Below are 22272 nucleotides of genomic sequence, written 5' to 3' on the forward strand. Positions count from 1 at the left end.
CTCCTATGTCAGCGCACCGAATGACGGCCCGCATGCGCGCCGCCGTCGCACTCCTGATCGTCGCGGTCACCGCGACGGCAGTGGGTTGCGGCACCTCCACCTCCGAAGGGTCGACCGACACCGGCACCCGCCAGGTGGAAACCGCCAAGGGCCAGATCACCGTGCCCGCCGACCCGCAGCGCATCGTGGTGCTCAACGGCGCCCTCGCCGGATTCCTCTACGACCTGGACGCGAATGTGAAGGCCGCGGATCCGCGCATCCTCGGTGTCACCCTCGCACCCGGCGAGTTTCCGCCGTCCTGGGCCGCCGACGCGAAAGAGCAAGGCACCGAAGCGGTTCCCTCCGGTGACGACCTCAACCTGGAGTTCATCGCCGCCCAGCGGCCGGACCTCATCATCGGCGGCGGGCCCGGTTTCCCCGGCCTGCAGACCATCAAGAACTACGACAAGCTCAGCGCCGTCGCACCGACCGCCCTCGTCCCCTCGGATCTCGCCAACTGGCAGGACCAGCTGAAGACGGTGGCCGACTTCGTGAACCGCCCCGACAAGGTCGAGCCCATGATCACCGCCTACAAGGACCGGGTCGCGGAGGTGAAGGCCAAGCTGAAGATCCCCCAGGGGGCGACCTCGGTGATGCAGTCCCAGGCCGACGGCAAGCCCATCCTGCTCGCCCCCGGCACCCCGCTGTCCAACCTCCTCGCCGACGTCGGCTTCACCATCGACGACAAGATCGAGGCCAAGGCGGGCAACCCGCCCCGCACCCAGGCAGGCGACTGGGTCACCTTCAGCCCCGAACTCCTGAGCACCGTCGCCGACGCCCCCGTCCTGTTCGTGATCCTCCTCGACGGCGGCCGCAACATCCCCGCCCTGAAACAGGACCCGGCCCTGGCCATGCTCCCCGCATTCCAGAAGAACCAGGTCTACGAACTCCCCGCAGCCAGCAAGCGCCCGGACTACCGCCAGTCCATGGCCACCCTCGACCTCCTGGCCGACACCTTCAAGTGAGCTGATCGCCGATCACCCCGCCCGCAACCCAGCAGGCGGGGTGATTCGCATTTCACCGCGGCTCCCGCCCATCGCCCATCCGTCGCGAGACGATGCCGCCCCCGGGCGACAACACCGACTCGCTGACCAGCTTTCCGTCCTGGGCGTATTCCACCCAGAGCCCGACCGCGCGACCGGCGGAGTACGCCCCAGAACTCCGTATCCCACCAGTGAAATACCAACTGCGGATCGGTCCGTCGCGCCGTCCGTCCACATAGGTCTCCAGCCCGACGATCGGACCACTCGCCCCGATCCGCTCGATCACCGAGCCGCTGAACGGGACACCGTCGTAGTCGGCGCGACCGCACCCACTGTCGATCGACAACAGCGGATCACTTACGTCGACCGCGTCGCGGGGAACCCCCTTGCGCGTCAACTCGTCCCAGATCTCGATGATCTGCCCGTCCTCGTCATAAACCACCGACGACTCCAGCCCGTCATCGAAGTCGTACCGGTCGACACGACGGAGACGGCCAGACGGATACCGCTCCTCCCACACGCCGTGGGGACGGTTCGCGGTGAACATTCCGTCATACCGTTCGACGCCGTTTGCGTACCACCCTGTCCAGGTGCCATCTCTGTCACCGTCGACATAGCTCCAGAATTCACACGGCCCACCCGCCGACCCGACCTCGACATACCCGGTGAACGGCACGCCCCGGTACGACAATCGCCCGGTCTCCCCATCGATCAGCACCCCTGGATCATCGCGGTCGATCAGATCGTCATCGAAATCCGCCACAGTCATACCCTGGCAGAGGTGCGTCGCGAACGCAGCGGCGAACCCGCTCGCCGACAACAGCGAAAGGCCCGCCGGTGCAATACCGGCGGGGCCTTTCGTGCGTGATTCGCTTGTCTTACAGCGCCTTCAGTTCCTCGGTGACAGCACCGACGGACTTCTTGGCGTCGCCGAACAGCATGGAGGTGTGGTCGGCGTAGAACAGCGGGTTGTCGATGCCGGCGAAGCCGGAGTTCATCGAGCGCTTCAGCACGATGACGCTCTTGGCCTGGTCGACATTGAGGACCGGCATGCCGTAGATCGGGCTGGACGGGTCCTCGCGGGCGGCGGGGTTGGTGACGTCGTTGGCGCCGATCACCAGGACCACATCGGTGCGGTTGAACTCACCGTTGATGTCGTCCATTTCCTTCATCGCGTCGTAGGAGACCTCGGCCTCCGCGAGCAGCACGTTCATGTGCCCGGGCATACGACCGGCGACGGGGTGGATCGCGTACTTGACCTCGACACCCTTGCCTTCGAGCAGGCCTGCCATCTCCTTGACCGCGTGCTGGGCCTGGGCCACGGCCATGCCGTAGCCGGGGACCACGATGACCTGGTTGGCGTAGGCCATCTGGATCGCGGCGTCGGCGGCCGAGGTGGCCTTGGCCGACTTGGCCTCACCACCGGCACCCGCGGCGACCGCGCCGCCGCCACCGAAGCCACCGGCCACGATCGCGGGGATGGACCGGTTCATGGCCTTGGCCATCAGGTTGGTGAGGATGGTGCCGGACGCGCCGACGATCATGCCCGCCACGATCATGGCGGTGTTGTTCAGCGCCAGACCGGCGGCCGCCGCCGACAGACCGGTGAGGGCGTTGAGCAGCGAGATGACGACCGGCATATCGGCGCCACCGATGGGCAGCACAACCATCAGGCCGAGCACACCGGCCAGTACAAGCAGCGCGATCATCCAGAGCTGCGACACGCCACCGTCGTTGGCGCCGAGACCGATCACCACGGCACACACGATGGAGCCGAGCAGCAGCAGCAGGTTCAGCGGCTGCTGCAGCTTGCCGATGCCGATCGGCTTGCCGGACAGGATCTCCTGCAGTTTCGCGAAGGCGATGATCGAGCCCCAGAAGGAGATCGAGCCGATCACCGCGGCGAACAGCGAACCGATGATGATGTGGATGGTCGGTTCGTCGTGCAGCGCGGAAAAGCCCGAGCTGTCGATGAATTCGGCCCACGCGATGAGCGCGACGGTGCCACCACCCACACCGTTGAACGCCGCGACCAGCTGCGGCATCTCGGTCATCTTGGTGCGCACGGCGGGCGGAACACCCAGTGCCACACCGACGATCAGGCCACCGGCGATCAGGATCCAGTTCAGCATCGCGGTGTGCCGGATCGAGATCAGCGTGGCGATCACGGCGATCGCCATACCGACGGCCGCTATCTGGTTGCCGCGCACGGCGGTCTTGGGACCGGTGAGCCCCATCAGGCCGTAGATGAACATGGAGAAGGCCACGATGTAGAGGCCGTTGACCAGGTAGGTCATGTTGTCGACTGCGTGCATCACTCGGCCGCCTTCTTCTTACCCTTGAACATGCCGAGCATGCGGTCGGTGACCACGAAGCCACCGATGACGTTCAGCGTTCCGAACACCACGGCGACGAACAGGATCACCTGGACCAGCAGGGAGGGATCCTTCACGTTGCCCAGCGTCACCAGCGCACCGAGCACGACGATGCCGTGAATGGCGTTGGTGCCCGACATCAGCGGGGTGTGCAGGGTGTTGGGGACCTTGGAGATCACCGCGAAGCCGACGAAGCCGGACAGCACGAGAATGGCGATATTGGCGAGAAGTTCGGTGTACATCAGGCTTCCACGCTCGATTCATTCTTGTCGCTGCGCTCACGAGTGACGCAGGAATCGGCCAGCACCTGATCGCTGAAATCGGGCGCGAGCTTGCCGTCGACCAGCATCAGTTCCAGCAGCGCGGCGATGTTCTTGGAGTACAGCTCCGACGCGTGCTCAGGCATGGTGGCGGGCAGGTTCAGCGGCGAGGCGATGGTCACCTCGTGCTTGACGACGATCTCGCCGGGCTCGGTGAGCTCACAGTTGCCACCGGTCTCCCCGGCCAGGTCGACGATCACGCTGCCAGGCTTCATGCCCTCCACCGCTGCGGCCGTCACCAGGCGCGGCGCCGGGCGACCCGGCACGAGCGCGGTCGTGATGACCACGTCGAAACCCTTGATCGCGTCTTCCAGCGCCTGCTGCTGCTTGGCCTTCTCCTCCTCGGTGAGCTCGCGGGCGTACCCACCCTCACCGGCGGCGTCGATACCCAGGTCGAGCCACTGCGCACCGACTGAACGCACCTGGTCGGCGACCTCGGGACGCACGTCGTAACCGGTGGTGCGACCACCGAGACGCTTGGCGGTCGCCAGCGCCTGCAGGCCTGCCACGCCGACACCGAGCACGAGAACCGTCGCGGGCTTCACGGTGCCAGCCGCGGTGGTGAGCATCGGGAAGAACCGGGTCGACTCCGATGCGGCGAGCAGCACAGCCTTGTACCCGGCGACATTGGCCTGCGAGGACAGCGCGTCCATCACCTGCGCACGCGAGATACGCGGAATCGCCTCCACCGCGAAGGCCTGCACTCCGGCCGCCTCGAGCGCACCGATCTGGTTCTCCGCGTTGCGGGGCGCGAGGAAGCCGATCAGCGTCTGCCCGGAGGACAGCTTGGCCACCTCGGCATCGCTGGGCGGAGCCACCTTCACCACGACATCGGCCGACCACGGATCGCCGATCGTCGCACCGGCCTCTACATAGGCCGCGTCGGGAATGAGCGCGCCGAGGCCCGCACCGGCTTCCACGACCACCTCGACACCCTGCTTGGACAGGGTGGGGATGATCTTGGGTACCAGGGCGACTCGCCGCTCACCCACGCCGGACTCGCGAACGACTCCGACACGCGCGCCGCGCGGCGAGTCCTCGCCAACGTTTTGCGTTGTCTCCACTAGTCAGACTTCCTTTTCGTGCTGGCTTCGAGCCTGGGAACAACGGTTCAGCCGACGTTACCGGTCAGTAAGTTCAACTGAAATCCTCGCAACTGTACTCGGCTCGCGGTGAGCCTAGCGGAGATGCCCGTCACAGCGGAGAACTGGACTCTTGACCACAAAACGGACAGAGCGGACCTGTTTCCGCAGCGACAGCCACTTCCTCGGCCCGCCGGGCGCCGGGTGGCGCCTGACTACACATTCGTAGCCGCAGGTAGGCGAGGACAAGAACGCACAAGCAGGTCCGATACTTACCTGGACGTGAGAGTGCGGGTAGGACGGCCGACCACCGAGCGGGACGTGACGTGTGTCATGCAAGGACTGTTGCGTCCCGAGGGCCACGCCGTAGGGTTCACGGTGTGAACGACTGCGTCTTCTGTCGGATCGTGGCCGGTGCCGCGCCGGCGACCAAGGTCTACGAGGACGACGCCGTCTGCGCGTTCCTCGACATCCGGCCCATCACGCGAGGCCATACCCTTGTGGTTCCCAAGACCCACGCCACCGAACTCGACGACCTCGATCCCAATCTCGGCGCGCAGGTCTTCCGTGTGGGTCATCGCCTGGCCCGCGCCCTGCGCCGGAGTGGGCTGGCCAGCGACGGCGCCAATCTCGCGATCAACGACGGCACCGCGGCCTTCCAGACCGTCGGCCATGTGCACCTGCACGTGGTGCCGCGCAAGCACGGTGACAAACTCGGTTTCGCCAAGGGGTTCCTGCTGCGACGTCCGCACGAACCCACCTCGACGGCGGCGGCGATCCGCGCGGGCATCGACGCGCTCGACGCCGAGGCGAATACGTCGGGGCGGCAACCCGATCGGCCTGGCCCGTCGAGCGAAGCAGAAGGAGTACAAGGATGACCGAACCGACACCGCCGCGCGAACTGCTCACCGATCTGCTCGCCCAGCAGTGGGAGACCATCGCCACCTTGGTCGCCGACCTCGACGAAAAGGCCTGGCGCCGACCGTCACCCCTGCCCGGCTGGACGCTGTTCGATGTGGTCGCGCATGTGATCGGTACCGAATCGTGGTTGCTCGGGCGTACCCCGCCCGCCCATGATCCGTTGCGCCCCAAGACCGATGTGCGCACGCTGCCGCATGTGCGCAACGAGGTCGCCGTGCTCAACGAGATCTGGGTCGACCGGTTGCGGCCGCTGTCGGGTAAACGCCTGCTCGCGCTGTTCGACGAGGTCACCGAGCTGCGCCGGGCCGCCCTTGTTGCCATGACCGACGAGGAGTGGGAGGCGCCGACGGTGTCGCCGGTCGGGCAGGTGGCCTACGGCCGGTTCATGCGGGTGCGCCTGTTCGACTGCTGGATGCACGAACTCGACCTGGCCGACGGGATCGGCCGCAGCGTCGACGAGGGCGGTGCGCGAGCGGAGGCGGCGTTCACCGAACTCACGCTCGGGCTCGGGCGCGCGGTGGTGAAAGGCGCCAAGGCACCGGATGGTTCGCGGATCACACTCGACCTCACCGGTCCGGTGACCCGGCAGGTGCACCTCGCGGTGGAGGGCGGGCGCGGTTCGGTGCTCGACGAAGCCGACGGCGAGCCGACAACCGTGATCCGTTTGGACTCGGGGCTTTTCGCGCGTCTGCGTGGTGGCAGGCAGTCGGCGGCGACGCACCCGGGGAAGGTGGTCGTCGAAGGCGATGCCGCCCTCGGCGACCGGCTCGTCCAGAATCTGGCCTTCACCATCTGATGCGGTTGTTCCTGGCCTCCTACCGATTCGGCGGTTTCGCCGAGCGGCTCGCCACGCTGGCGGGTGGCAAGGGCAAGGTCGCGGTGATTCCGAACGCGTGTGATGCCTGGCCCGCCGCCTGGGCGTCGGCGGTCGCCAGCGACATGGAACCCCTACGCAGGCAGGGTTATTCGCCCGAGGTGCTGGACCTTCGCGAGTACGTCGGGCAGCCCGCGCAGCTGGAGCGTCGGCTGCGCGAATATTCGATGGTGTGGGTGCGCGGCGGTAACACCTTCGTGCTGCGTGCCCAATTCGCCCGCAGCGGAGCCGATTCGGTACTTCCCGCACTGCTACGCGAGGACGTCTTGACCTACGCGGGGTACAGCGCGGGCGCCTGCCTGCTCACGCCCGATCTGCACGGGCTGGAGACGATGGACGACCCGGGCGAGGTGTTGCCCACCACCGGGGCGGCTCCGCGATGGGACGGGCTCGGGCTGGTGGATCGGCAGCTGGTCGTGCACCTGGACTCGGCCACCGATCCGGACGGGGAATCGGCGAAATTGCTTGCGCGCTACCAGGAAGAAGGCGTTCCGCACTGGGCGCTCACCGATGACGATGTCGTCGTGGTCGACGGCGAGCACACCGAGGTGCTGCGCGGGTCACACTGAGGGTCTCAGCGTGCGGTGTCGGCCTCGGCCAGGTCGGGTGCCGGTGTCCGTTTGCGGAATACGATCCAGCGCATCGCGCAGTACATGTACACGGCCTCGCATCCACCGGCCAGCAACCGCGCCACGTGGTACTGCACGCCGAGCGCGGTGAGACCCGAGCCGACGCCGAGGATGAACGCCAGATAGTTCACCACAACCACAACCACATACACCGCCGCCTGCTTGCCCATCGGGGCGTGCGAGTGGAAGTTGAAGGTGCGATTCAGCAGGAAACTCAGGCCGAACGCGACGATATAGGCGCACGTGATGGACAACCACACCGGCAGATCGAATCCGTCGTGCAGCAGGGTGAGCAGCAGCAGATCGACGCCGAAGGTGAAGCTGTTGATGAGGGCGAAGCCGAGGAAGGTGGCGGGCACGTACCGGTCGAGTCCCCACGGCAACCGGGCGACAACGCCCTCGCACCAGCGGGTGAACCGGTCGGCGGCCGAATCGGTGACACTCGCCTGCTGCTCCACCCGGCCAGCCTGCCAGCGGCACATGACATCGAGGTGAGCAACGGGCGAACGCCCCGAGCGCTAGCGGCCGACGGCCACGACCGGACCGCGCTCGAGCGCCGCCCACTCGGCGAGGCAACGGCGGCGGGTGAATTCGTCGGCCTCGGCCAGCAGCGCGTCACGCAGTACGCGCGGGTCGGCGGCCCACGAGCTCGCGATCTCGGCGAGCGCGCGCAGATCGAACAGACCCGTCGACTCGAGCGCCGTCATCCAGTCGTCGTGGTCGCCCGCGTACACGCGACGCATCGCGTCGGCCTCGATATCGGCGCCCAGCAGCGCGCCGACCAGCTCGGCCCGGTCCCGAGGTTCCCTCATCATCCGATCCTCCCTGCGAAAAACGGTGCGGCACAACGACATCGCGTACGCGATGCGCAGGCAACGGAACAAGAAAACACGCCGGGCGCCCCGACAAATCACACCCTCCCTGCATTGTGACCACTCGGACGCCGTATACACCAACCAGCCGCGCCGAATCACAATCATGTCCGCGCGGCCCTGTTCGGGCGCACATCACATCTGGACGGTTGATCACCACGGTTCGGCTCTCCAACGATGCCGCCACCAGAGCGTGGTGATCGCATACTCGAGAGGGCCTGGTCGGGTTAGCGTTGGGAATGGACGATCGCCGGGTGGATCTGGATTCGCTGGTTTCGGAGGTTTCCGAGGGGGCTGTTGTTGTCGATGCCGACGTGATGGAGGGGTATCGGCAGGATTGGGCCCGTGATCCCGAGGCGGGAACGCCGGTCGCGGTGGTGCGGGCGCGCAGCACCGCCGATGTGGCGGCCACGCTGCGCTGGGCACAGGCGCGCGGGGTGCCGGTGGTGCCGCGCGGGGCGGGGTCGGGGCTCTCGGGTGGCGCGACGGCGGTCGACGGCGGGATCGTGCTGTCCACCGAATTGATGCGCGAGATCAGCGTCGATCCCGTGACGCGGACAGCGGTGGTGCAGCCGGGTCTGCTCAATGCGGAGGTGAAGCGGGCCGTCGCGGCGGAAGGGTTGTGGTATCCGCCGGACCCGTCGTCGTTCGAGATGTGCTCGATCGGTGGGAACGCGGCAACCAACGCGGGTGGGCTGTGCTGCGTGAAATACGGAGTGACCACCGATTACGTGCTCGGCATGGAGGTGGTGCTCGCCGACGGAACCGTGGTTCGGCTCGGCGGGCCTCGGCTGAAGGACTCGGCGGGGTTGTCGCTGACCAAGCTGTTCGTCGGCAGTGAGGGCACTCTCGGGGTCATCACGGAACTCACCTTGCGCCTGCTGCCCGCCCAACCGCCGCAGGCCACCGTGGTCGCCGGATTCGCCACCCTCACCGCCGCCACCGACGCGATCCTCGCGATCACCTCGGCGCTGCGGCCCGCGATGCTCGAGTTCATGGACACCGTCGCGATCAACGCCGTCGAGGACGAGATGCGGATGGGGTTGGATCGCACCGCCGCCGCGCTGCTCGTCGCCCGGTCGGACGCACCGGGCGAGTACGCGACGCACGAAGCTCAGACGATGCTGGAACTCTGCGAAAAGGCCGGGGCGACAGAGGTTTTCCACACCGCCGATCCCGAGGAAGGCGAAGCCTTCACCGCCGCGCGCCGGTTCGCGATTCCGGCGGTGGAACGGATCGGGTCGCTGCTGCTCGAGGATGTCGGTGTGCCGTTGCCCCGGCTCGGTGAGCTCATCACCGGCGTGGCCGCCATCGGGGAACGCAACGATGTGCTGGTCTCCGTCATCGCCCACGCGGGCGACGGCAACACCCACCCGCTGATCGTGCACGACCCCACCGATCCCGACAACACCGCCCGCGCCCACCGCGCCTTCGGCGAGATCATGGACTTGGCGATCACCCTCGGCGGCACCATCACCGGTGAGCACGGCGTGGGCAGGCTCAAGAAGGCGTGGCTGCCCAACCAGGTCGGCCCCGAGGTGATGGCCCTGACCCGCCGCATCAAGGACGCGCTCGACCCGGCGGGCATCCTCAACCCCGGCGCGGTCCTGTAGGAACATCCGCCGACCGCGACGGGTTAGCATCCGGTATGACCACCAGGCTCGAGCACAACGTCGCCGATACCCGCTACGAGATCTACCTCGACGATGTCCTCGCGGGATACGCCGACTACGCCGAACGCGAGGACACCAAGGTCCGCGACTTCCACCACACCATGACCTTCCCCGAGTTCCGGGGCCGCGGGGTCGCCGCCGACGTGGTCAAATACGGCCTCGACGACTCCCGGAGCAACGGCTACCAGGTCGTGCCCACCTGCTGGTACGTCGAGAAGTACATCGCCGAGCACCCGGAGTACGCCGGCTTGGTCCCCTGATCAGGCGGTTTCGCGGGCCAGTTGGTCCACGGCGATCTCGTAGACCCGCCGCAGCACCTCGAGCTCGGCGGTCTGGCTCTGCTCCGGCATCGAGGACAGCATCACCAGCGCCGACACCACGTACTTCCCGACCCTGGCGACCACGCGCTGCTGGGCGACCGGGGTCTGCACCGGCGGCGCACCCTGGACGCGCGTCTCCTGATTCCCGTTCGTCCGGATGACAACGGCTTCCGTGGCCACCGTTTTCGGCGCCTCCACCGTCGAGACGGCCATCTTCAAGGTGCGGTCCCCGGTGCGCGCCTCGACATTCGCGCACCGCTGCACCAGGCCGGTCAGACCCGCCACATCCGAGTCCGATTCGACGATCTGGACAAGGAACACCGCCGGGCTCGTCTTCGAAGCCACCGACTCCCGCGCCCCCGCACCGATCGGATTCTCGATCAGCGGACGGCACGCCTCATCGGTGAAGGTGAGCGGCAACGCCGTGCCCGCCTCGGCGGCGGTGATACTCGCCGGCTTGCCCACCAGCGAATACCCGGCCGGATACTCGGCCAGCCGAGGCAACGATTTCAGCGCCACGATCCCCGGCGCCTCCTCGGCCGCACACCCGGCCAACGCCACCCCCACCCCCAGGACCGCGACCCACCGAACCATCCGGTCACGTCGCACCACATCACCTCGAGACTCACCCGGCCGCATTCCCGGCCACTCGGGCGATCACGCTAGTGAACCGAACTCGCGACGGAGGGCTACCCGCCACGAGCTGTGCCGATTACCAAACGGCGCGTACGCCATTCGGGTCTCCTGAACGAGTCATTGCAGGCAACCGAACCGAGAGCTATGCTCCTCGGTTGCTCTCCGCTCGGAACGTTCGATGGCCGGCGAGGAACCGGATGGTGCCGAACCGTCACCCCGATTTTTCTGGACGGAGATCGATGATCGATTGGATGGCTCAGCTCCGCATCGAGACGGAGGTCACGCACGTCGTCGCGAGCCGGGTGGACGAACACGCGACCACGGCAATAGTAGACATCGGGCTCGACGGCAACCGAGTCGATGTCCGGTGCCAGGCGGACACACAGTTCACCTCAGAGGACTGGTCTTTGCTGAGCCCGCTGCTCACGGAGCTGATCTCCATGCACCACTACGCTGGGACCGGCCTTCGCGGGGTGCAGTACAACCTGTCGCGAAACCCCGATGCGACGTGGGCGTGTAGTTCCGCCTACGACTACGACCCACTGGCGCGCAGTCACGCCACGGCGCCGAAACGGTCTCTCCGGCAACGCATGTTCGGCGGACGGTGAACGCTGTGGACAAAACGGAGTGTTTCCGGCTGATCCCGCCCGTGGCGGTGGGTTCGGTGGCGGCAACCTGGGCCACCGAGTTCCCGCAGTTCGACTGTGTGGTCGGGTATTCCGACCTCGGGCACGTGTTCATGGCAAGTGCGGCGGGTGAGTACGCGGTGCTGCATCCGTTCAAGGCCGCGGCCAAGAGCTACGGAACCTTCTCGGGGCCAGGGGAATTCGCCGACACCGTCCTCCGGGACCCCGGCTTCGCGGAGTACGTCATGCTGCCCGGCCACGTCGCCGAAATCCGTGCCCTGCTCGGACCGCTCGGCGACGGCCAGGTCTACATCCCGACGCCGTATCCGTTCCTCGGCGGGTCGATGGAGCCCGCGACCTACACGGTCGGCGACGTGTGGACCTTCCTCGACCTCGTCGCCGAAGCGCACGGCCACAACGCGGCCGACCGGACGCCCACGTTGATCCGCCCCGCGGACGAAAAGGTGGCGGTGGCGCTCGAGGAATGGGAATGGATCGGGGTCGACGGGAAGCGGCCGGTGTTCACCACGCTGTTCGGCGACGTCTTCCTCGGCGACGAGGACGGCGTGTGGCTGCTGGACATCATCTCGGGAACGCTCACCCGCAGGTGGGCGTCGTTCCAGGAGTGCGAGACGGCCCTCGAGGATCCGTCGCAAGGCACGCAGGTGCTGCGCGCCGATCTCGTCGCCGAATTCGTCGACCGCGGCATCACCCCGGCGGCCGATCAGGTCTACGACTTCAGTCATCCACCCGTCCTCGGCGGCGCGATGACGGCCGACAACGTAGAAGTGCTCGACTTCGTCGTCGCGGTCGGGATCGCGGGCGAGGTTCACGAGCAGGCCAGGCTCGTGCCAGAAGGAGCGCGGGTGAGCGTCGAGGTCGCGCCGCGCCGATCCGGCTGGCGAAAGTTGTTCGGCGGCAGATGAATACGAAACGCCCCCGGCAGGGATCCTGCCGGGGGCGTTCGTGCTGAGGGATCAGCGCAGGAGCTGGCGGCTCATGACGAGACGCTGGATCTGGTTGGTGCCCTCGTAGATCTGAGTGATCTTGGCGTCGCGCATCATGCGCTCGACCGGGAAGTCGGTGGTGTAGCCGGCGCCGCCGAAGAGCTGGACGGCGTTGGTGGTGACTTCCATGGCCACGTCCGAGGCGAAGCACTTGGCGGCGGCGGAGATGAAGCCGAGGTTCTTCTCGCCACGCTCGGCGCGGGCCGCGGAGGTGTAGACCATGAGGCGGGCGGCCTCGATCTTCATCGCCATGTCGGCGATCATGAACTGGGTGTTCTGGAAGTCGGCGATGGACTTGCCGAACTGCTTGCGGTCCTTGGTGTAGGCGATCGTGGCGTCGAGCGCGCCCTGGGCCAGGCCCACGGCCTGCGCGCCGATGGTCGGGCGGGTGTGGTCGAGGGTCTGCAGCGCGGTCTTGAAGCCGGTGCCGGGCTCGCCGATGATGCGGTCGCCGGGGATGCGGCAGTTCTCGAAGTACAGCTCGGCGGTCGGCGATCCCTTGATGCCGAGCTTGTGCTCGAGCGGGCCGACGACGAAGCCCTCGTCGTCCTTGTGCACCATGAACGCGGAGATGCCGTTGGCGCCCTTGTCGGCGTCGGTCACGGCCATCACGGTGTACCACTCGGACTTGCCGCCGTTGGTGATCCAGCACTTGGAGCCGTTGATGATCCAGTCGTCACCGTCGGCCTTGGCGCGGGTGCGCATGGAGGCGGCGTCGGAGCCGGCTTCACGCTCGGACAGACAGTACGAGGCCATCTTGCCCTCGACCAGGTCACCGAGGACCTTCTGCTTCAGTTCCTCGGAGCCGTTGAGGATCAGGCCCATGGTGCCGAGCTTGTTGACGGCCGGGATCAGCGAGGAGGACCCGCAGACGCGGGCGACTTCCTCGATCACGATGCAGGTGGCGACCGAGTCGGCGCCCTGGCCGCCGTAGGCCTCCGGCACGTGCACGGCATTGAAGCCTGCGGCGTTGAGGGCGGTGAGCGCCTCCTCGGGGAACCGGGCGTTGCCGTCGACGTCCTTGGCGTAGGGCGCGATCTCCTTCTCGGCCAGGCCGCGGATGGCGTGGCGCAGCTCGTCGTGGAAGTCCTCGAGCTTGAACAGGTCGAAATCGGGGTTTCCAGCCATCGAAGGCACACTCCTGGTTCTGGTGGTGTTCGCTGCGCCTCGCACAGCGGGCTTACGTTCGGCACGCAGTGCCAATCCACAGAGGATTATACCCGGGGCACTCTATCGCTACATGGGGATATGGGCGTGGCACCGAGTGTCACTGATGTGTGGTGTCGCGAGCCTGGTGGCTCACAGGTTACCGAGGCGCGCGGCGAGCCGATCGGCCAGCTCGCGCGGCGGCATGTCGCGCGGAAACACCGCGACCACCAGCTCTTCCCCTTCCGTCGCGTCGCGCCTGCCACGGGGAATCAGCGCGAGTTCGGTCCGCAGATCGCTCACCGCCGCCCCCGGCTCGCCACGCACCATCCGCCGCAACAGGTAGTTGTGGGTGGCGGTCACCGCGGCCGTGAACTGGATGCGCGCCAGATCCGGCGTCTCCGGGAGCCGTTCGCGCAGGAACTCGGTGAACAACCGCTCGTACCGGAACACGGTGACGATCTCGCGCTCCCGCAACGCGGGCACCCGCCGCACCACCTGATACCGCCGCGCCGCGATATCGCGCCACTGCGTGAACCGCTCGAACACCCCGATCACGGCCTCACACACCGCATCCCACGGATCCCCCCGCACCTCGGCCAGGAACTCCTGCGCCGAAGCCAGCTGGAACTCGTGATCGGCGAAGATCACGTCCTCTTTCGACCGGAACTGCCGAAAGAACGTCCGCCGGGAAATCCCCGCCGCCACCGCGATCTCGTCGACCGTCGTCGCCTCGTACCCCCGCTCGGCAAACAACCGCAACGCCTGATCAACCACCGTCAGCCGAAACTGCGCCGCATCATCCTGTGCCACGGACGTCAACCGTAGTCACCATCGCCCGAGCGCCTCACCCGACGCCCACTCGCTCGCGGGCGTCTCACTCACCGAACAGTTGGTCCACCGAAGATACGTCCAGCGATCGCCGCAGCCACGTGGTCAGCTGCGCTTCGTCATCGCAGGCCCGAATCCGATCCGCTGCCGCATCAGAGACCGCGACCCCCCTGTGTTGCAGAATCATCAGCAGATCCTGCATGCGCCCCTCAGCGCGGCCCTGCTCCCTCAGCTTCTGCGCGGACTCGGAACGGAAGAACGAGAGATCGGCTGTCATGTACTTCCTCCAGGTCTCAGCGGCTTCGGTATGGGAGATACCCTGCTCGATCAATTCGACGTAGAACTCGGTCGCCTCGTTGCCGTCCATCCTGCGCAGAGCTGTGACGATCGCTTCCAGTATCGCACCGATGTCGTTCTCTCGGGCATGAGTCACCGCCGACAACGCGGCCAGAGGCAGATCCTGGGCCACCACGGCGGGATCGGTGATGGCGGGGACGTTGTGCGGGCCGAGCACAAGCGGGTGCAGGGTGATCGTGGTCCACGACGTGTGCCCGATCGCCATTGGAGCGTCGGCCCATCGTGCCGTCGAATGATCGTGGCAGACGACTACGAGGATGACCGGCAGCCGGTATTTGTTGCGCAGGAACGTGACGTAATACGACCAAGCGTCCGGCCGGGAATCATCGGGCGCCGACTGCGCCTCGACCACCATCAGAAACCGGTCGTCGACCGTTGTGATGTCGAGGACGGTGTCGGCACGCCGTTCGACCGGAGCGGTTTCGGTCAGATCCACGCAGACCTGCTCCACCGCAGTCGGTTTCGCGAACGGCAGATTCAAGACGACGAACGCGTGGGCTATTGCCGCGGCGTCGTGCTGGAAGATCCGATGCATCGCTTCGTGCGATGAGGTCACCATGCGGTGAAGGTATGCGACGGTGAATCGTTGTGCGAAAATCGCGGCGGTTCACCGGAATTCGGCAATTCGGGCGGCCGGTCGCCGAGGGAGGCGACCGGCGTGGTCTCTCAGCCCAAAAGTTTGGTGCGCAGCGCTTCGTCTTTGGCCAGGACCATTTTTTCGAGGCCGGCTTGGAATTGCTCCATGCGGGTGCGCAGGGATTCGTCGGAGGACGCGAGGATGCGGACGGCGAGGAGGCCTGCGTTGCGGGCGCCGCCGATGGAGACGGTGGCTACGGGGACGCCTGCGGGCATTTGGACGATGGAGAGGAGGGAATCCATGCCGTCGAGGTATTTCAGGGGGACGGGGACGCCGATGACGGGGAGGGGGGTGGCGGAGGCGACCATGCCGGGGAGGTGGGCGGCGCCGCCCGCGCCCGCGATGATGACTTTCAGGCCGCGGCCTGCTGCTTCGCGGGCGTAGTCGAGCATGCGCTGGGGGGTGCGGTGGGCGGAGACGACGCCGACCTCGAAGCGGATACCGAACTCAGCGAGGGCCTCGGCGGCGGCTTCCATGGTCGGCCAGTCGGAGTCGCTGCCCATGATCAGGCCGACCTGGGGTCCGGTGGTGCTCATCTGATTCCTTTCGGCGGAGGTGCGGTGCGCGGGGTTGTCAGCGATTCACTCGCCGTGCGGGTCCCAACCGTCGGTCCAGACCGCGTGCGACATCCAATGCGCGGCGCGCTCGGCCCGCTCGCGGACCTCGGCCACGTCGTCGCCGAGGATGTTGATGTGCCCGATCTTGCGGTCGGGTCGTTCACCCTTGCCGTACAGGTGCACCTTCGCCTCCGGCATCCGGGCGAACAGGTGGTGCAGCCGTTCGTCCATCGACATCTCGGGCGCCTCGGGTGCGCCGAGGATGTTCGCCATCACCGTCACCGGCGCGAGCGGAGTCGTGTCGCCGAGCGGGTAGTCGAGCACCGCCCGCAGGTGCTGCTCGAACTGCCCGGTGCGGGCACCGTCCATCCCCCAGTGCCCGGAGTTGTGCGGGCGCATGGCGAGCTCGTTGACCAGCAGTTCGCCGTCGTGCGTTTCGAACAGTTCGACCGCCATCACACCGACCACGCCGAGCCCGGCCGCCAGCTCGAGCGCCATCGTCTCCGCACGGGCGCCGGTGTCCTCTGGCAGGTCGGGGGCGGGCGCGATGACGACAGCGCACTGACCGTTGCGCTGCACGGTCTCGACGACCGGCCAGGTGGCCGCCTGCCCGAACGGCGAACGCGCGACCATCGCCGACAGCTCACGCTTCAGATCGACCTTCGCCTCGGCGAGCAGCTGCACACCGTGCGCGAGCTGGTCGGTGACAAGCGCCGTCGCCTCCTCGGCGTCGGCGGGCATCCACACCCCGCGCCCGTCGTACCCGCCACGCACGGCCTTGAGCACGAACGGCCAACCGTGCTCGTCACCGAAGGCGACCGCGTCGGCGGGCGAGGTGACCTCGACGAACGCGGGCACCGGCAGACCCAGCGAGGACAGCTTGGTGCGCATGGCCAGCTTGTCCTGGGCGAAGATCAGCGCCTGCGGCGGCGGCGCCACGTTCACGCCCTCGGCGACGAGCACGTCGAGGTGCTCGGTCGGCACGTGCTCGTGGTCGAAGGTGAGCGCGTGTGAGCCCTTGGCGGCCGTGCGCAGCGCGGACAGGTCGTCGTGGCTACCGAGCACGACATCGGGACTCACCTGGGCGGCGGGGTCGCCGGGGTTCTCGGCGAGCACCCGCAGACGCTGGCCGAGGGCGATCGCGGCCTGGTGCGTCATGCGCGCGAGCTGGCCCCCACCGACCATCGTGACGGTGGGCATGGCAGACGGATCGAACGAACGTGCAGTCACGTCGTGCAATGTTGTCATGTCGAATGCGAATCTTTGCTACCGGTACACTCGGAACTCGTGTCAATCGTCGACGACGTGGTCAGCGTCCTTCCCCCGCGCCTGCGCGAGCTCGCGCTCCGGCATAAAGAGCTGATCAAGTTCGCCATCGTCGGCGCGACGACGTTCGTGATCGACAGCGGCCTGTTCTACCTGCTCAAATGGACCGTTCTGTCGGAAAAACCGGTCACCGCCAAGATCATTTCCGGCGTGGTCGCGGTGATCGCGTCCTATGTGCTCAACCGCGAATGGTCGTTCAAGAATCGCGGCGGCCGCGAGAAACATCACGAAGCATTGCTGTTCTTCGGTGTCAGCGGCATCGGCGTGGTGCTGAGCAATATCCCGCTGTGGATCTCGAGCTATGTGTTCGATCTGCGCCAGCCGAATGTGAGTTTCCTGACCGAGAACATCGCCGACTTCGTGAGCGCGTTCGTCATCGGCAATCTGCTGCAGATGGCGTTCCGGTTCTGGGCGATGCGGCGGTGGGTGTTCCCCGACGAGATGGACGAGATCGTCGCCGAACTGGAAGACCTCGTCGAGGAAGAACCGCTCGGCAAGAGCTGAGCAGGCGCGGTTGGGTAACTCAGCGCGGTTCGGTCAGCGTCGCGTTCTGCGACCGGTTGACCTTGGAACCGAGGAACACCGCGAACAGTGCCGGACGGCGACGCTGCAGCTCGAGCCTGCCACCGTCGGCCTCGACCAGTGCCCGCGCCAGCGCCAGCCCCACACCGGTCGATCCACCGGCCGAGAAACCCCGGTCGAAGATGTGCGGGGCCATTTCGTCGCGAATGCCTTCGCCCTCGTCGGCCACCTCGACACAGACCAGTGGGTCGCGCGAACTCATCGTCGGGACCGTGCGCACCGACACCGTGCAGGTGCCGCCGCCGTGCATGAGGGCGTTGTCGACCAGCACCGTGACAGCCTCACGCAACCGCGAACCGGTGATCGGCGCGCGCAGGGATTCGTCGCCGATCAGGCTCAGTTCACGGCCCGCCTCGTGGAACGGGTGCGTCCATTCGGCGACCACACCGCGCAGCTCGGCCATCACCGGCACCGGGTCGCGGTCGGCGGCGTCCTCGGAGCGGGAGGCGCGGACCAGGTCGTCGATGGCGTCGGTGAGCCGGTCGACCTGCGCCATCGCCTCCTCGGCCTCGTGCACGACCTCCGGATCGTTGTGGGTCGACAGCTCGTCCAAGCGCAGCCGCACGGCTGTCAGACGACTGCGCAGCTGGTGGGAGACGTCGGCGACCAGCGCATGCTCACGTTGCAGACGGCCGGCGATCTCGACGGTCGCCGAGTCCAGCACATCGGAGACCCGGTCGAGTTCGGCGATGCCGTGCCTGCGCGGGTCGGGCCGGAAATCGCCCATCGCCAGCCGGGCCGCGCGCGCGGCCACGTCGCGTAGCGGATCGGCGACGCGGCGCGCGGTCACCACAGCCACCGAGAACGCCGCACCGAGCGAGGCGAGCACGGCCAGCGCCACCGCGGCGACGGCCTGCTCCTGGCGGGCGTGCATGGGCCCGGCGGGCACCTCGAGCCGCAACGACGCCGAGGTCCCCATCGACAGCGACTCCACCAGGGGATCGTCGATCCTCTCGGCACCGATGTCGGTGCGCGCGGCATTGTCGGTCGGCGTCGGGTAGACGACGGTGAGCTTGCCACCCTCTGGCACCAGCGCCCGGATGGCGCGCACGTCCAGCCCGTCGTGGACGTAGCCGTCGACCTGTTCCTGGGCGATCACCTCGGCCGCGATGCGTTCCAGCCTGCTCTGCAGATCGTTGCGGGTGATGTCCTCCACCCAGAGCCAGGCGGTGTAGATCAGGGGTACGCCGAGCACCACCGTGGTGATGGTGAGGACGGTGAGGATCGAACGCAGGATGCGACGACGCACGACCCGTCAGCTCCGGTGCGTGTCGGTGTTGAGGCGAAAGCCGACCCCACGCACGGTGACGATGCGCCGCTCGGCCATCGGGCCCTCGTCGCCGATCTTGCGGCGCAGCCAGGACATGTGCATGTCGAGGGTCTTGGAACCGCGCAGGTCGGCATCGCCCCACACCTCGCGCAGGATCGTCTCGCGGCCGACCACCTGACCCGCCCGGTCGATGAGCACCTTGAGCAGCTCGTACTCCTTGTTGGCCAGGTTCACCTCGGCCCCGTTCACCAGCACACGGCGCGCCGCCGGTTCCAGCCGGATGCCGCCGACCTCCACCGCGTCGTCACCGATTCCGCTGCGCCGCAACAGAGCTCGCACGCGGGCGAGCAGTTCGGCGAGGCGGAACGGTTTGCCGACGTAGTCGTCGGCGCCCGCGTCGAGCCCGACGACGAAGTCGACCTCGTCGGTGCGCGCGGTGAGCATCAGCACGGCGATGTCGGCGCCGCCCGCGCGTACCTGCCTGCACACCTCCAGCCCGTCCATTCCGGGCAGGCCGAGGTCGAGGATCAGCAGGTCGTGGTTGCCTTCGAGCGCGCGCCGCAGCACCGCCGGGCCGAAGCGTTCGACGGTGACGGTGTACCCCTCACGCCCCAGTGCGCGCGACAGGGGTGCGGCGATCGCCTCGTCGTCCTCGGCCAGAAGTACTGCGGTCATGTGCCCAGGTTAAGTGGTCTGGACCCGCGGCTCACCGGTAGCCGCCACCCCAGTGCTGATCGGTCGGCGAGCGGCCCGCCTCGAAAACCTGGTGGTAGAGCAGCGAGTGCACCTGCTGCACCTGGGGGATGTCGTCGTATTCGAGCGGCTCCTCCGACGACGACCCGATGATCAGGGTGCCGGTGCCGAGCAGCCGGTCGAAGACGCCGTGACTGAACTGCACGCTGGAGATACGGCTGAGCGGGATGTCGATACCGGTGTGGGTGAGCACGCCCTCACGCACGAGCACCCGCCGCTGGGTGACGATGAAATGCGTTGATTTCCAGGCGATCACCCGCGCGATCACCCGCCAGGCGATGATCCCGAACCAGATCAGGCCGATGAGCACCAGCAGCACGGTTCGCACGTGCCCGGTGGTGTTGCGCCAGGCCAGCCCGCCGAGGAAACCGGCGAGGGCGGTGGCGACGATGAGCGTGATGATCGGCCAGACCAGCATCTTCCAGTGCGGGTGGCGGTGCAGGATCAGCTGCTCGTCGGGCGCGAGGACATCCTCCGGGTAACCCATATGCGCACAGTACCGCGCGACGACGGTGCATTTCTCGATGCCACGGCGGAGGCGATACTGTGGATTCCGCGCTAGAAGCCAGGTTTTGCCCCATTTCTCCTTGCTCGACAACGACAGTGGAGGCTCGCGTGACCAAAGCTCTGACTCAGCTCGAAATCCTCACCGCTCTCGAACCCGTCGCCGAACAGAATCTGAACCGGCACCTGTCCATCGCCAAGGACTGGCACCCGCACGACTACGTGCCGTGGGACGAGGGTCGCAATTTCGCCGCGATGGGCGGAATCGATTGGGAGCCGGAACAATCCAAGCTCACCGACGTCGCCAAGGCGGCGATGATCACCAATCTGCTCACCGAGGACAACCTGCCCTCCTATCACCGGGAGATCGCCGAGAACTTCTCCCAGGACGGCGCCTGGGGTACCTGGGTCGGTCGCTGGACCGCCGAGGAGAACCGGCACGGCATCGTCATCCGCGACTATCTGGTCGTGACCCGAGGGGTCGACCCGGTCGCGCTCGAGAACGCCAGGATGATCCACATGACCCAGGGTGCCCACGCGCCGGCGAACTGGGGCGGGTTCCTGGTCAACGTCGCGTACGTGACGTTCCAGGAGCTGGCCACCCGGGTGAGCCACCGCAACACCGGCCGCGTCTGCGACGACGCCGTCGCCGACCGCATGCTCGCGCGCGTGGCCACCGACGAGAACCTGCACATGATCTTCTACCGCAACCTGTGCGCGGCCGCCCTCGACCTGGTCCCCGATCAGGCGATGCCCGCGATCACCAAGGTGCTCACCAACTTCCAGATGCCCGGCGCGGGCATGCCGAACTGGCGGCGCAACGGCGTGCTGATGGCCAAGCACGGCATCTACGACCTGCGCCAGCACCTCGACGAGGTGGTGCTGCCGGTGCTCAAGCAGTGGAACATCTTCGGCCGCGACGACTTCGGACCACGCGGCGAGGCCGCGCGCGACGAGCTGGCGCAGTTCCTGGCGAAGCTGGAGAAGGACGTGCTGAAGTTCGAGGAACAGCGCGACAGGTTGCTCGCGCGTGAGCGTGAGGTGGCCGACCGCAAGGGGGCGGGCGTAGCGGCGCGCTGATCGGCAGCGACCGTCCGGTCAGGCGTCGTGACGACCACAGCGCCTGACCGGCGGCCGCGAACGCGTCGTGGTCAGTACTGCCCGCGCAGGTGGGTCACATCTCCCGCCGACACCGCTTCGTCGCCGATCAGCAGCCGCCCGGTGGCGTCGACCCCGGTGGCCACACCGGTGAGCACCTTCCCACCCGGCAGCTCTGCCCGCACGTTCACCCCGATGGTCGCGCAACGCTCGCGGTAGGCCGTCGCGAGTTCGTCGGTGGCCCACCCCGCCCGCTCCCAATCGGTGAACCGGCGGGCGAATTCACTGAGGATCGCGGCGGCGAGCGCGGTGCGATCGGTGGTCTGAGCACCGGCCAACGCGAGCGAAGTCGCATGCGGCACAGGCAGTTCCGACTCGTCGAGGTCGACATTGAGGCCGACACCGACCACCACCGCTGGCGCGATGCCGGTGGCGGCGACCTCGGCGAGGATGCCCGCGAGCTTGCGGTTGTCGAGCAGAACGTCGTTGGGCCACTTCAATTCCGGCGAAAGACCTGCGGTGCCACGCAGCGCGTCGACCACCGCGATACCGGTGAGCAACGGCAGCCAGCCCAGCGCCACCGGGTCGATCCCCGGCAACCGGACCAGGATCGACAGCGAGATCTGCGCCCGCGGCGGGCTCACCCACTCGCGCGCGTGCCGACCACGCCCCGCGACCTGCTCCTCGGCGAGCAGTGCCTGCCGGTCGACAGCGGGATCGGCCGCGCGGGCCACCAGATCGGCATTGGTCGAACCGGTCGATTCGACGACATCGATCCGGTCGAAGAACACCGGTGCCGGGGAGACGAGAGAGCTGCGCAGACGGTGCGCGTCGATCGGTGCCCTGTTCATTCC

Annotated in this window: 26 protein-coding genes; 10 read left to right on the top strand and 16 right to left on the bottom strand. The window is 67.3% G+C overall.

Going from position 1 to position 22272, the window contains the following annotated elements; translation table 11 throughout:
* Positions 1-5: 5 nt before the first annotated feature.
* The gene (locus tag ACWEVR_RS25320) at positions 6-1004 is read left to right on the top strand and encodes an ABC transporter substrate-binding protein (protein WP_452468991.1); all 999 of its coding nucleotides are present in this window, start codon (positions 6-8) and stop codon (positions 1002-1004) included.
* Between the two features lie 52 nt (positions 1005-1056).
* Here ACWEVR_RS25320 and ACWEVR_RS25325 read toward each other — a convergent pair whose 3' ends face one another.
* From ACWEVR_RS25325 to ACWEVR_RS25340, 4 genes are all read right to left on the bottom strand, one after another.
* Positions 1057-1785, bottom strand: coding sequence for a toxin-antitoxin system YwqK family antitoxin (locus ACWEVR_RS25325; protein WP_452468992.1), 729 nt, complete (start codon positions 1783-1785; stop codon positions 1057-1059).
* Between the two features lie 115 nt (positions 1786-1900).
* On the bottom strand, positions 1901-3319 hold the full coding sequence (locus tag ACWEVR_RS25330; protein WP_452469031.1) for an NAD(P)(+) transhydrogenase (Re/Si-specific) subunit beta: 1419 nt from the start codon (positions 3317-3319) through the stop codon (positions 1901-1903).
* A gap of 17 nt (positions 3320-3336) precedes the next feature.
* Positions 3337-3639, bottom strand: coding sequence for an NAD(P) transhydrogenase subunit alpha (locus ACWEVR_RS25335; protein WP_056818017.1), 303 nt, complete (start codon positions 3637-3639; stop codon positions 3337-3339).
* Positions 3639-4781, bottom strand: a complete 1143-nt coding sequence (locus ACWEVR_RS25340) for a Re/Si-specific NAD(P)(+) transhydrogenase subunit alpha (RefSeq protein ID WP_452468993.1) — start codon at positions 4779-4781, stop codon at positions 3639-3641. The genes ACWEVR_RS25335 and ACWEVR_RS25340 overlap by 1 nt, the downstream gene beginning before the upstream one ends.
* A 398-nt stretch (positions 4782-5179) precedes the next feature.
* Here ACWEVR_RS25340 and ACWEVR_RS25345 point away from each other — a divergent pair, with 398 nt between their 5' ends.
* Genes ACWEVR_RS25345 through ACWEVR_RS25355 form a run of 3 tightly spaced genes read left to right on the top strand, consistent with a single transcriptional unit; the run spans position 5180 to position 7163 of the window.
* Entirely contained in the window at positions 5180-5677 is a 498-nt protein-coding gene (locus ACWEVR_RS25345) for an HIT family protein (protein ID WP_452468994.1), read from the top strand.
* Entirely contained in the window at positions 5674-6516 is an 843-nt protein-coding gene (locus tag ACWEVR_RS25350; RefSeq protein ID WP_452468995.1) for a maleylpyruvate isomerase family mycothiol-dependent enzyme, read from the top strand. The genes ACWEVR_RS25345 and ACWEVR_RS25350 overlap by 4 nt, the downstream gene beginning before the upstream one ends.
* Positions 6516-7163: a Type 1 glutamine amidotransferase-like domain-containing protein gene (locus tag ACWEVR_RS25355; RefSeq protein ID WP_452468996.1), complete on the top strand. Its 648-nt coding sequence runs from the start codon at positions 6516-6518 to the stop codon at positions 7161-7163. Before ACWEVR_RS25350 ends, ACWEVR_RS25355 begins: the two co-directional genes overlap by 1 nt.
* A 5-nt stretch (positions 7164-7168) precedes the next feature.
* Here ACWEVR_RS25355 and ACWEVR_RS25360 read toward each other — a convergent pair whose 3' ends face one another.
* Together ACWEVR_RS25360 and ACWEVR_RS25365 are read right to left on the bottom strand one after the other, a co-directional pair.
* Positions 7169-7705: a GtrA family protein gene (locus ACWEVR_RS25360; RefSeq protein WP_357147716.1), complete on the bottom strand. Its 537-nt coding sequence runs from the start codon at positions 7703-7705 to the stop codon at positions 7169-7171.
* A 36-nt stretch (positions 7706-7741) separates the two neighbouring features.
* Complete coding sequence (locus ACWEVR_RS25365; RefSeq protein WP_067490675.1) at positions 7742-8035, bottom strand: hypothetical protein; 294 nt, start codon at positions 8033-8035, stop codon at positions 7742-7744.
* A gap of 299 nt (positions 8036-8334) precedes the next feature.
* Here ACWEVR_RS25365 and ACWEVR_RS25370 point away from each other — a divergent pair, with 299 nt between their 5' ends.
* Both ACWEVR_RS25370 and ACWEVR_RS25375 read left to right on the top strand, forming a co-directional pair.
* Positions 8335-9708, top strand: coding sequence for an FAD-binding oxidoreductase (locus ACWEVR_RS25370; RefSeq protein WP_067490631.1), 1374 nt, complete (start codon positions 8335-8337; stop codon positions 9706-9708).
* A 35-nt stretch (positions 9709-9743) separates the two neighbouring features.
* Positions 9744-10028, top strand: a complete 285-nt coding sequence (locus tag ACWEVR_RS25375; RefSeq protein WP_452468997.1) for a GNAT family N-acetyltransferase — start codon at positions 9744-9746, stop codon at positions 10026-10028.
* On the opposite strand, the gene ACWEVR_RS25380 is transcribed toward ACWEVR_RS25375, so the two are convergent.
* A complete protein-coding gene (locus ACWEVR_RS25380; protein WP_452468998.1) occupies positions 10029-10697 on the bottom strand; it encodes a hypothetical protein in 669 nt (222 codons plus the stop codon).
* A 266-nt stretch (positions 10698-10963) separates the two neighbouring features.
* Here ACWEVR_RS25380 and ACWEVR_RS25385 point away from each other — a divergent pair, with 266 nt between their 5' ends.
* Entirely contained in the window at positions 10964-11332 is a 369-nt protein-coding gene (locus ACWEVR_RS25385) for a hypothetical protein (RefSeq protein ID WP_452468999.1), read from the top strand.
* 5 nt (positions 11333-11337) lie between these two features.
* A complete protein-coding gene (locus ACWEVR_RS25390) occupies positions 11338-12276 on the top strand; it encodes a T6SS immunity protein Tdi1 domain-containing protein (protein WP_452469000.1) in 939 nt (312 codons plus the stop codon).
* A gap of 51 nt (positions 12277-12327) precedes the next feature.
* Here the strand turns inward: ACWEVR_RS25390 and ACWEVR_RS25395 are convergent, their stop codons facing one another.
* The 5 genes from ACWEVR_RS25395 to ACWEVR_RS25415 form a co-directional block, all read right to left on the bottom strand.
* The gene (locus ACWEVR_RS25395; RefSeq protein WP_181697534.1) at positions 12328-13485 is read right to left on the bottom strand and encodes an acyl-CoA dehydrogenase; all 1158 of its coding nucleotides are present in this window, start codon (positions 13483-13485) and stop codon (positions 12328-12330) included.
* Positions 13486-13656: 171 nt separating this feature from the next.
* Positions 13657-14316 (bottom strand): TetR family transcriptional regulator, encoded by a 660-nt coding sequence (locus ACWEVR_RS25400; RefSeq protein ID WP_452469001.1) that lies wholly within the window; start codon positions 14314-14316, stop codon positions 13657-13659.
* Between the two features lie 64 nt (positions 14317-14380).
* Complete coding sequence (locus tag ACWEVR_RS25405) at positions 14381-15127, bottom strand: hypothetical protein (RefSeq protein ID WP_452469002.1); 747 nt, start codon at positions 15125-15127, stop codon at positions 14381-14383.
* Positions 15128-15357: 230 nt separating this feature from the next.
* Positions 15358-15864, bottom strand: coding sequence for a 5-(carboxyamino)imidazole ribonucleotide mutase (gene purE / locus ACWEVR_RS25410; RefSeq protein WP_067641439.1), 507 nt, complete (start codon positions 15862-15864; stop codon positions 15358-15360).
* Between the two features lie 45 nt (positions 15865-15909).
* The gene (locus tag ACWEVR_RS25415; protein WP_452469003.1) at positions 15910-17133 is read right to left on the bottom strand and encodes a 5-(carboxyamino)imidazole ribonucleotide synthase; all 1224 of its coding nucleotides are present in this window, start codon (positions 17131-17133) and stop codon (positions 15910-15912) included.
* A gap of 39 nt (positions 17134-17172) precedes the next feature.
* Between ACWEVR_RS25415 and ACWEVR_RS25420 the strand changes: the two genes are divergently transcribed.
* Positions 17173-17715, top strand: coding sequence for a GtrA family protein (locus ACWEVR_RS25420; RefSeq protein ID WP_357146913.1), 543 nt, complete (start codon positions 17173-17175; stop codon positions 17713-17715).
* 19 nt (positions 17716-17734) lie between these two features.
* Here the strand turns inward: ACWEVR_RS25420 and ACWEVR_RS25425 are convergent, their stop codons facing one another.
* From ACWEVR_RS25425 to ACWEVR_RS25435, 3 genes are read right to left on the bottom strand one after another with little or no spacing between them, the layout of a single operon-like run.
* Complete coding sequence (locus ACWEVR_RS25425) at positions 17735-19042, bottom strand: sensor histidine kinase (RefSeq protein ID WP_452469004.1); 1308 nt, start codon at positions 19040-19042, stop codon at positions 17735-17737.
* Positions 19043-19048: 6 nt separating this feature from the next.
* Entirely contained in the window at positions 19049-19738 is a 690-nt protein-coding gene (locus tag ACWEVR_RS25430) for a response regulator transcription factor (RefSeq protein ID WP_067490653.1), read from the bottom strand.
* 31 nt (positions 19739-19769) lie between these two features.
* On the bottom strand, positions 19770-20303 hold the full coding sequence (locus ACWEVR_RS25435; protein WP_067490654.1) for a PH domain-containing protein: 534 nt from the start codon (positions 20301-20303) through the stop codon (positions 19770-19772).
* Between the two features lie 128 nt (positions 20304-20431).
* On the opposite strand from ACWEVR_RS25435, the gene ACWEVR_RS25440 reads away from it, so the two are divergent.
* Positions 20432-21400, top strand: a complete 969-nt coding sequence (locus tag ACWEVR_RS25440) for an acyl-ACP desaturase (protein ID WP_452469005.1) — start codon at positions 20432-20434, stop codon at positions 21398-21400.
* A gap of 71 nt (positions 21401-21471) precedes the next feature.
* Here ACWEVR_RS25440 and ACWEVR_RS25445 read toward each other — a convergent pair whose 3' ends face one another.
* Positions 21472-22269 carry a biotin--[acetyl-CoA-carboxylase] ligase gene (locus ACWEVR_RS25445; protein WP_452469006.1) on the bottom strand — a complete coding sequence of 266 codons (798 nt, stop codon included), beginning with the start codon at positions 22267-22269 and terminating at the stop codon, positions 21472-21474.
* Positions 22270-22272 lie beyond the last annotated feature (3 nt).

This window comes from Nocardia sp. NPDC003979 (assembly GCF_053605015.1).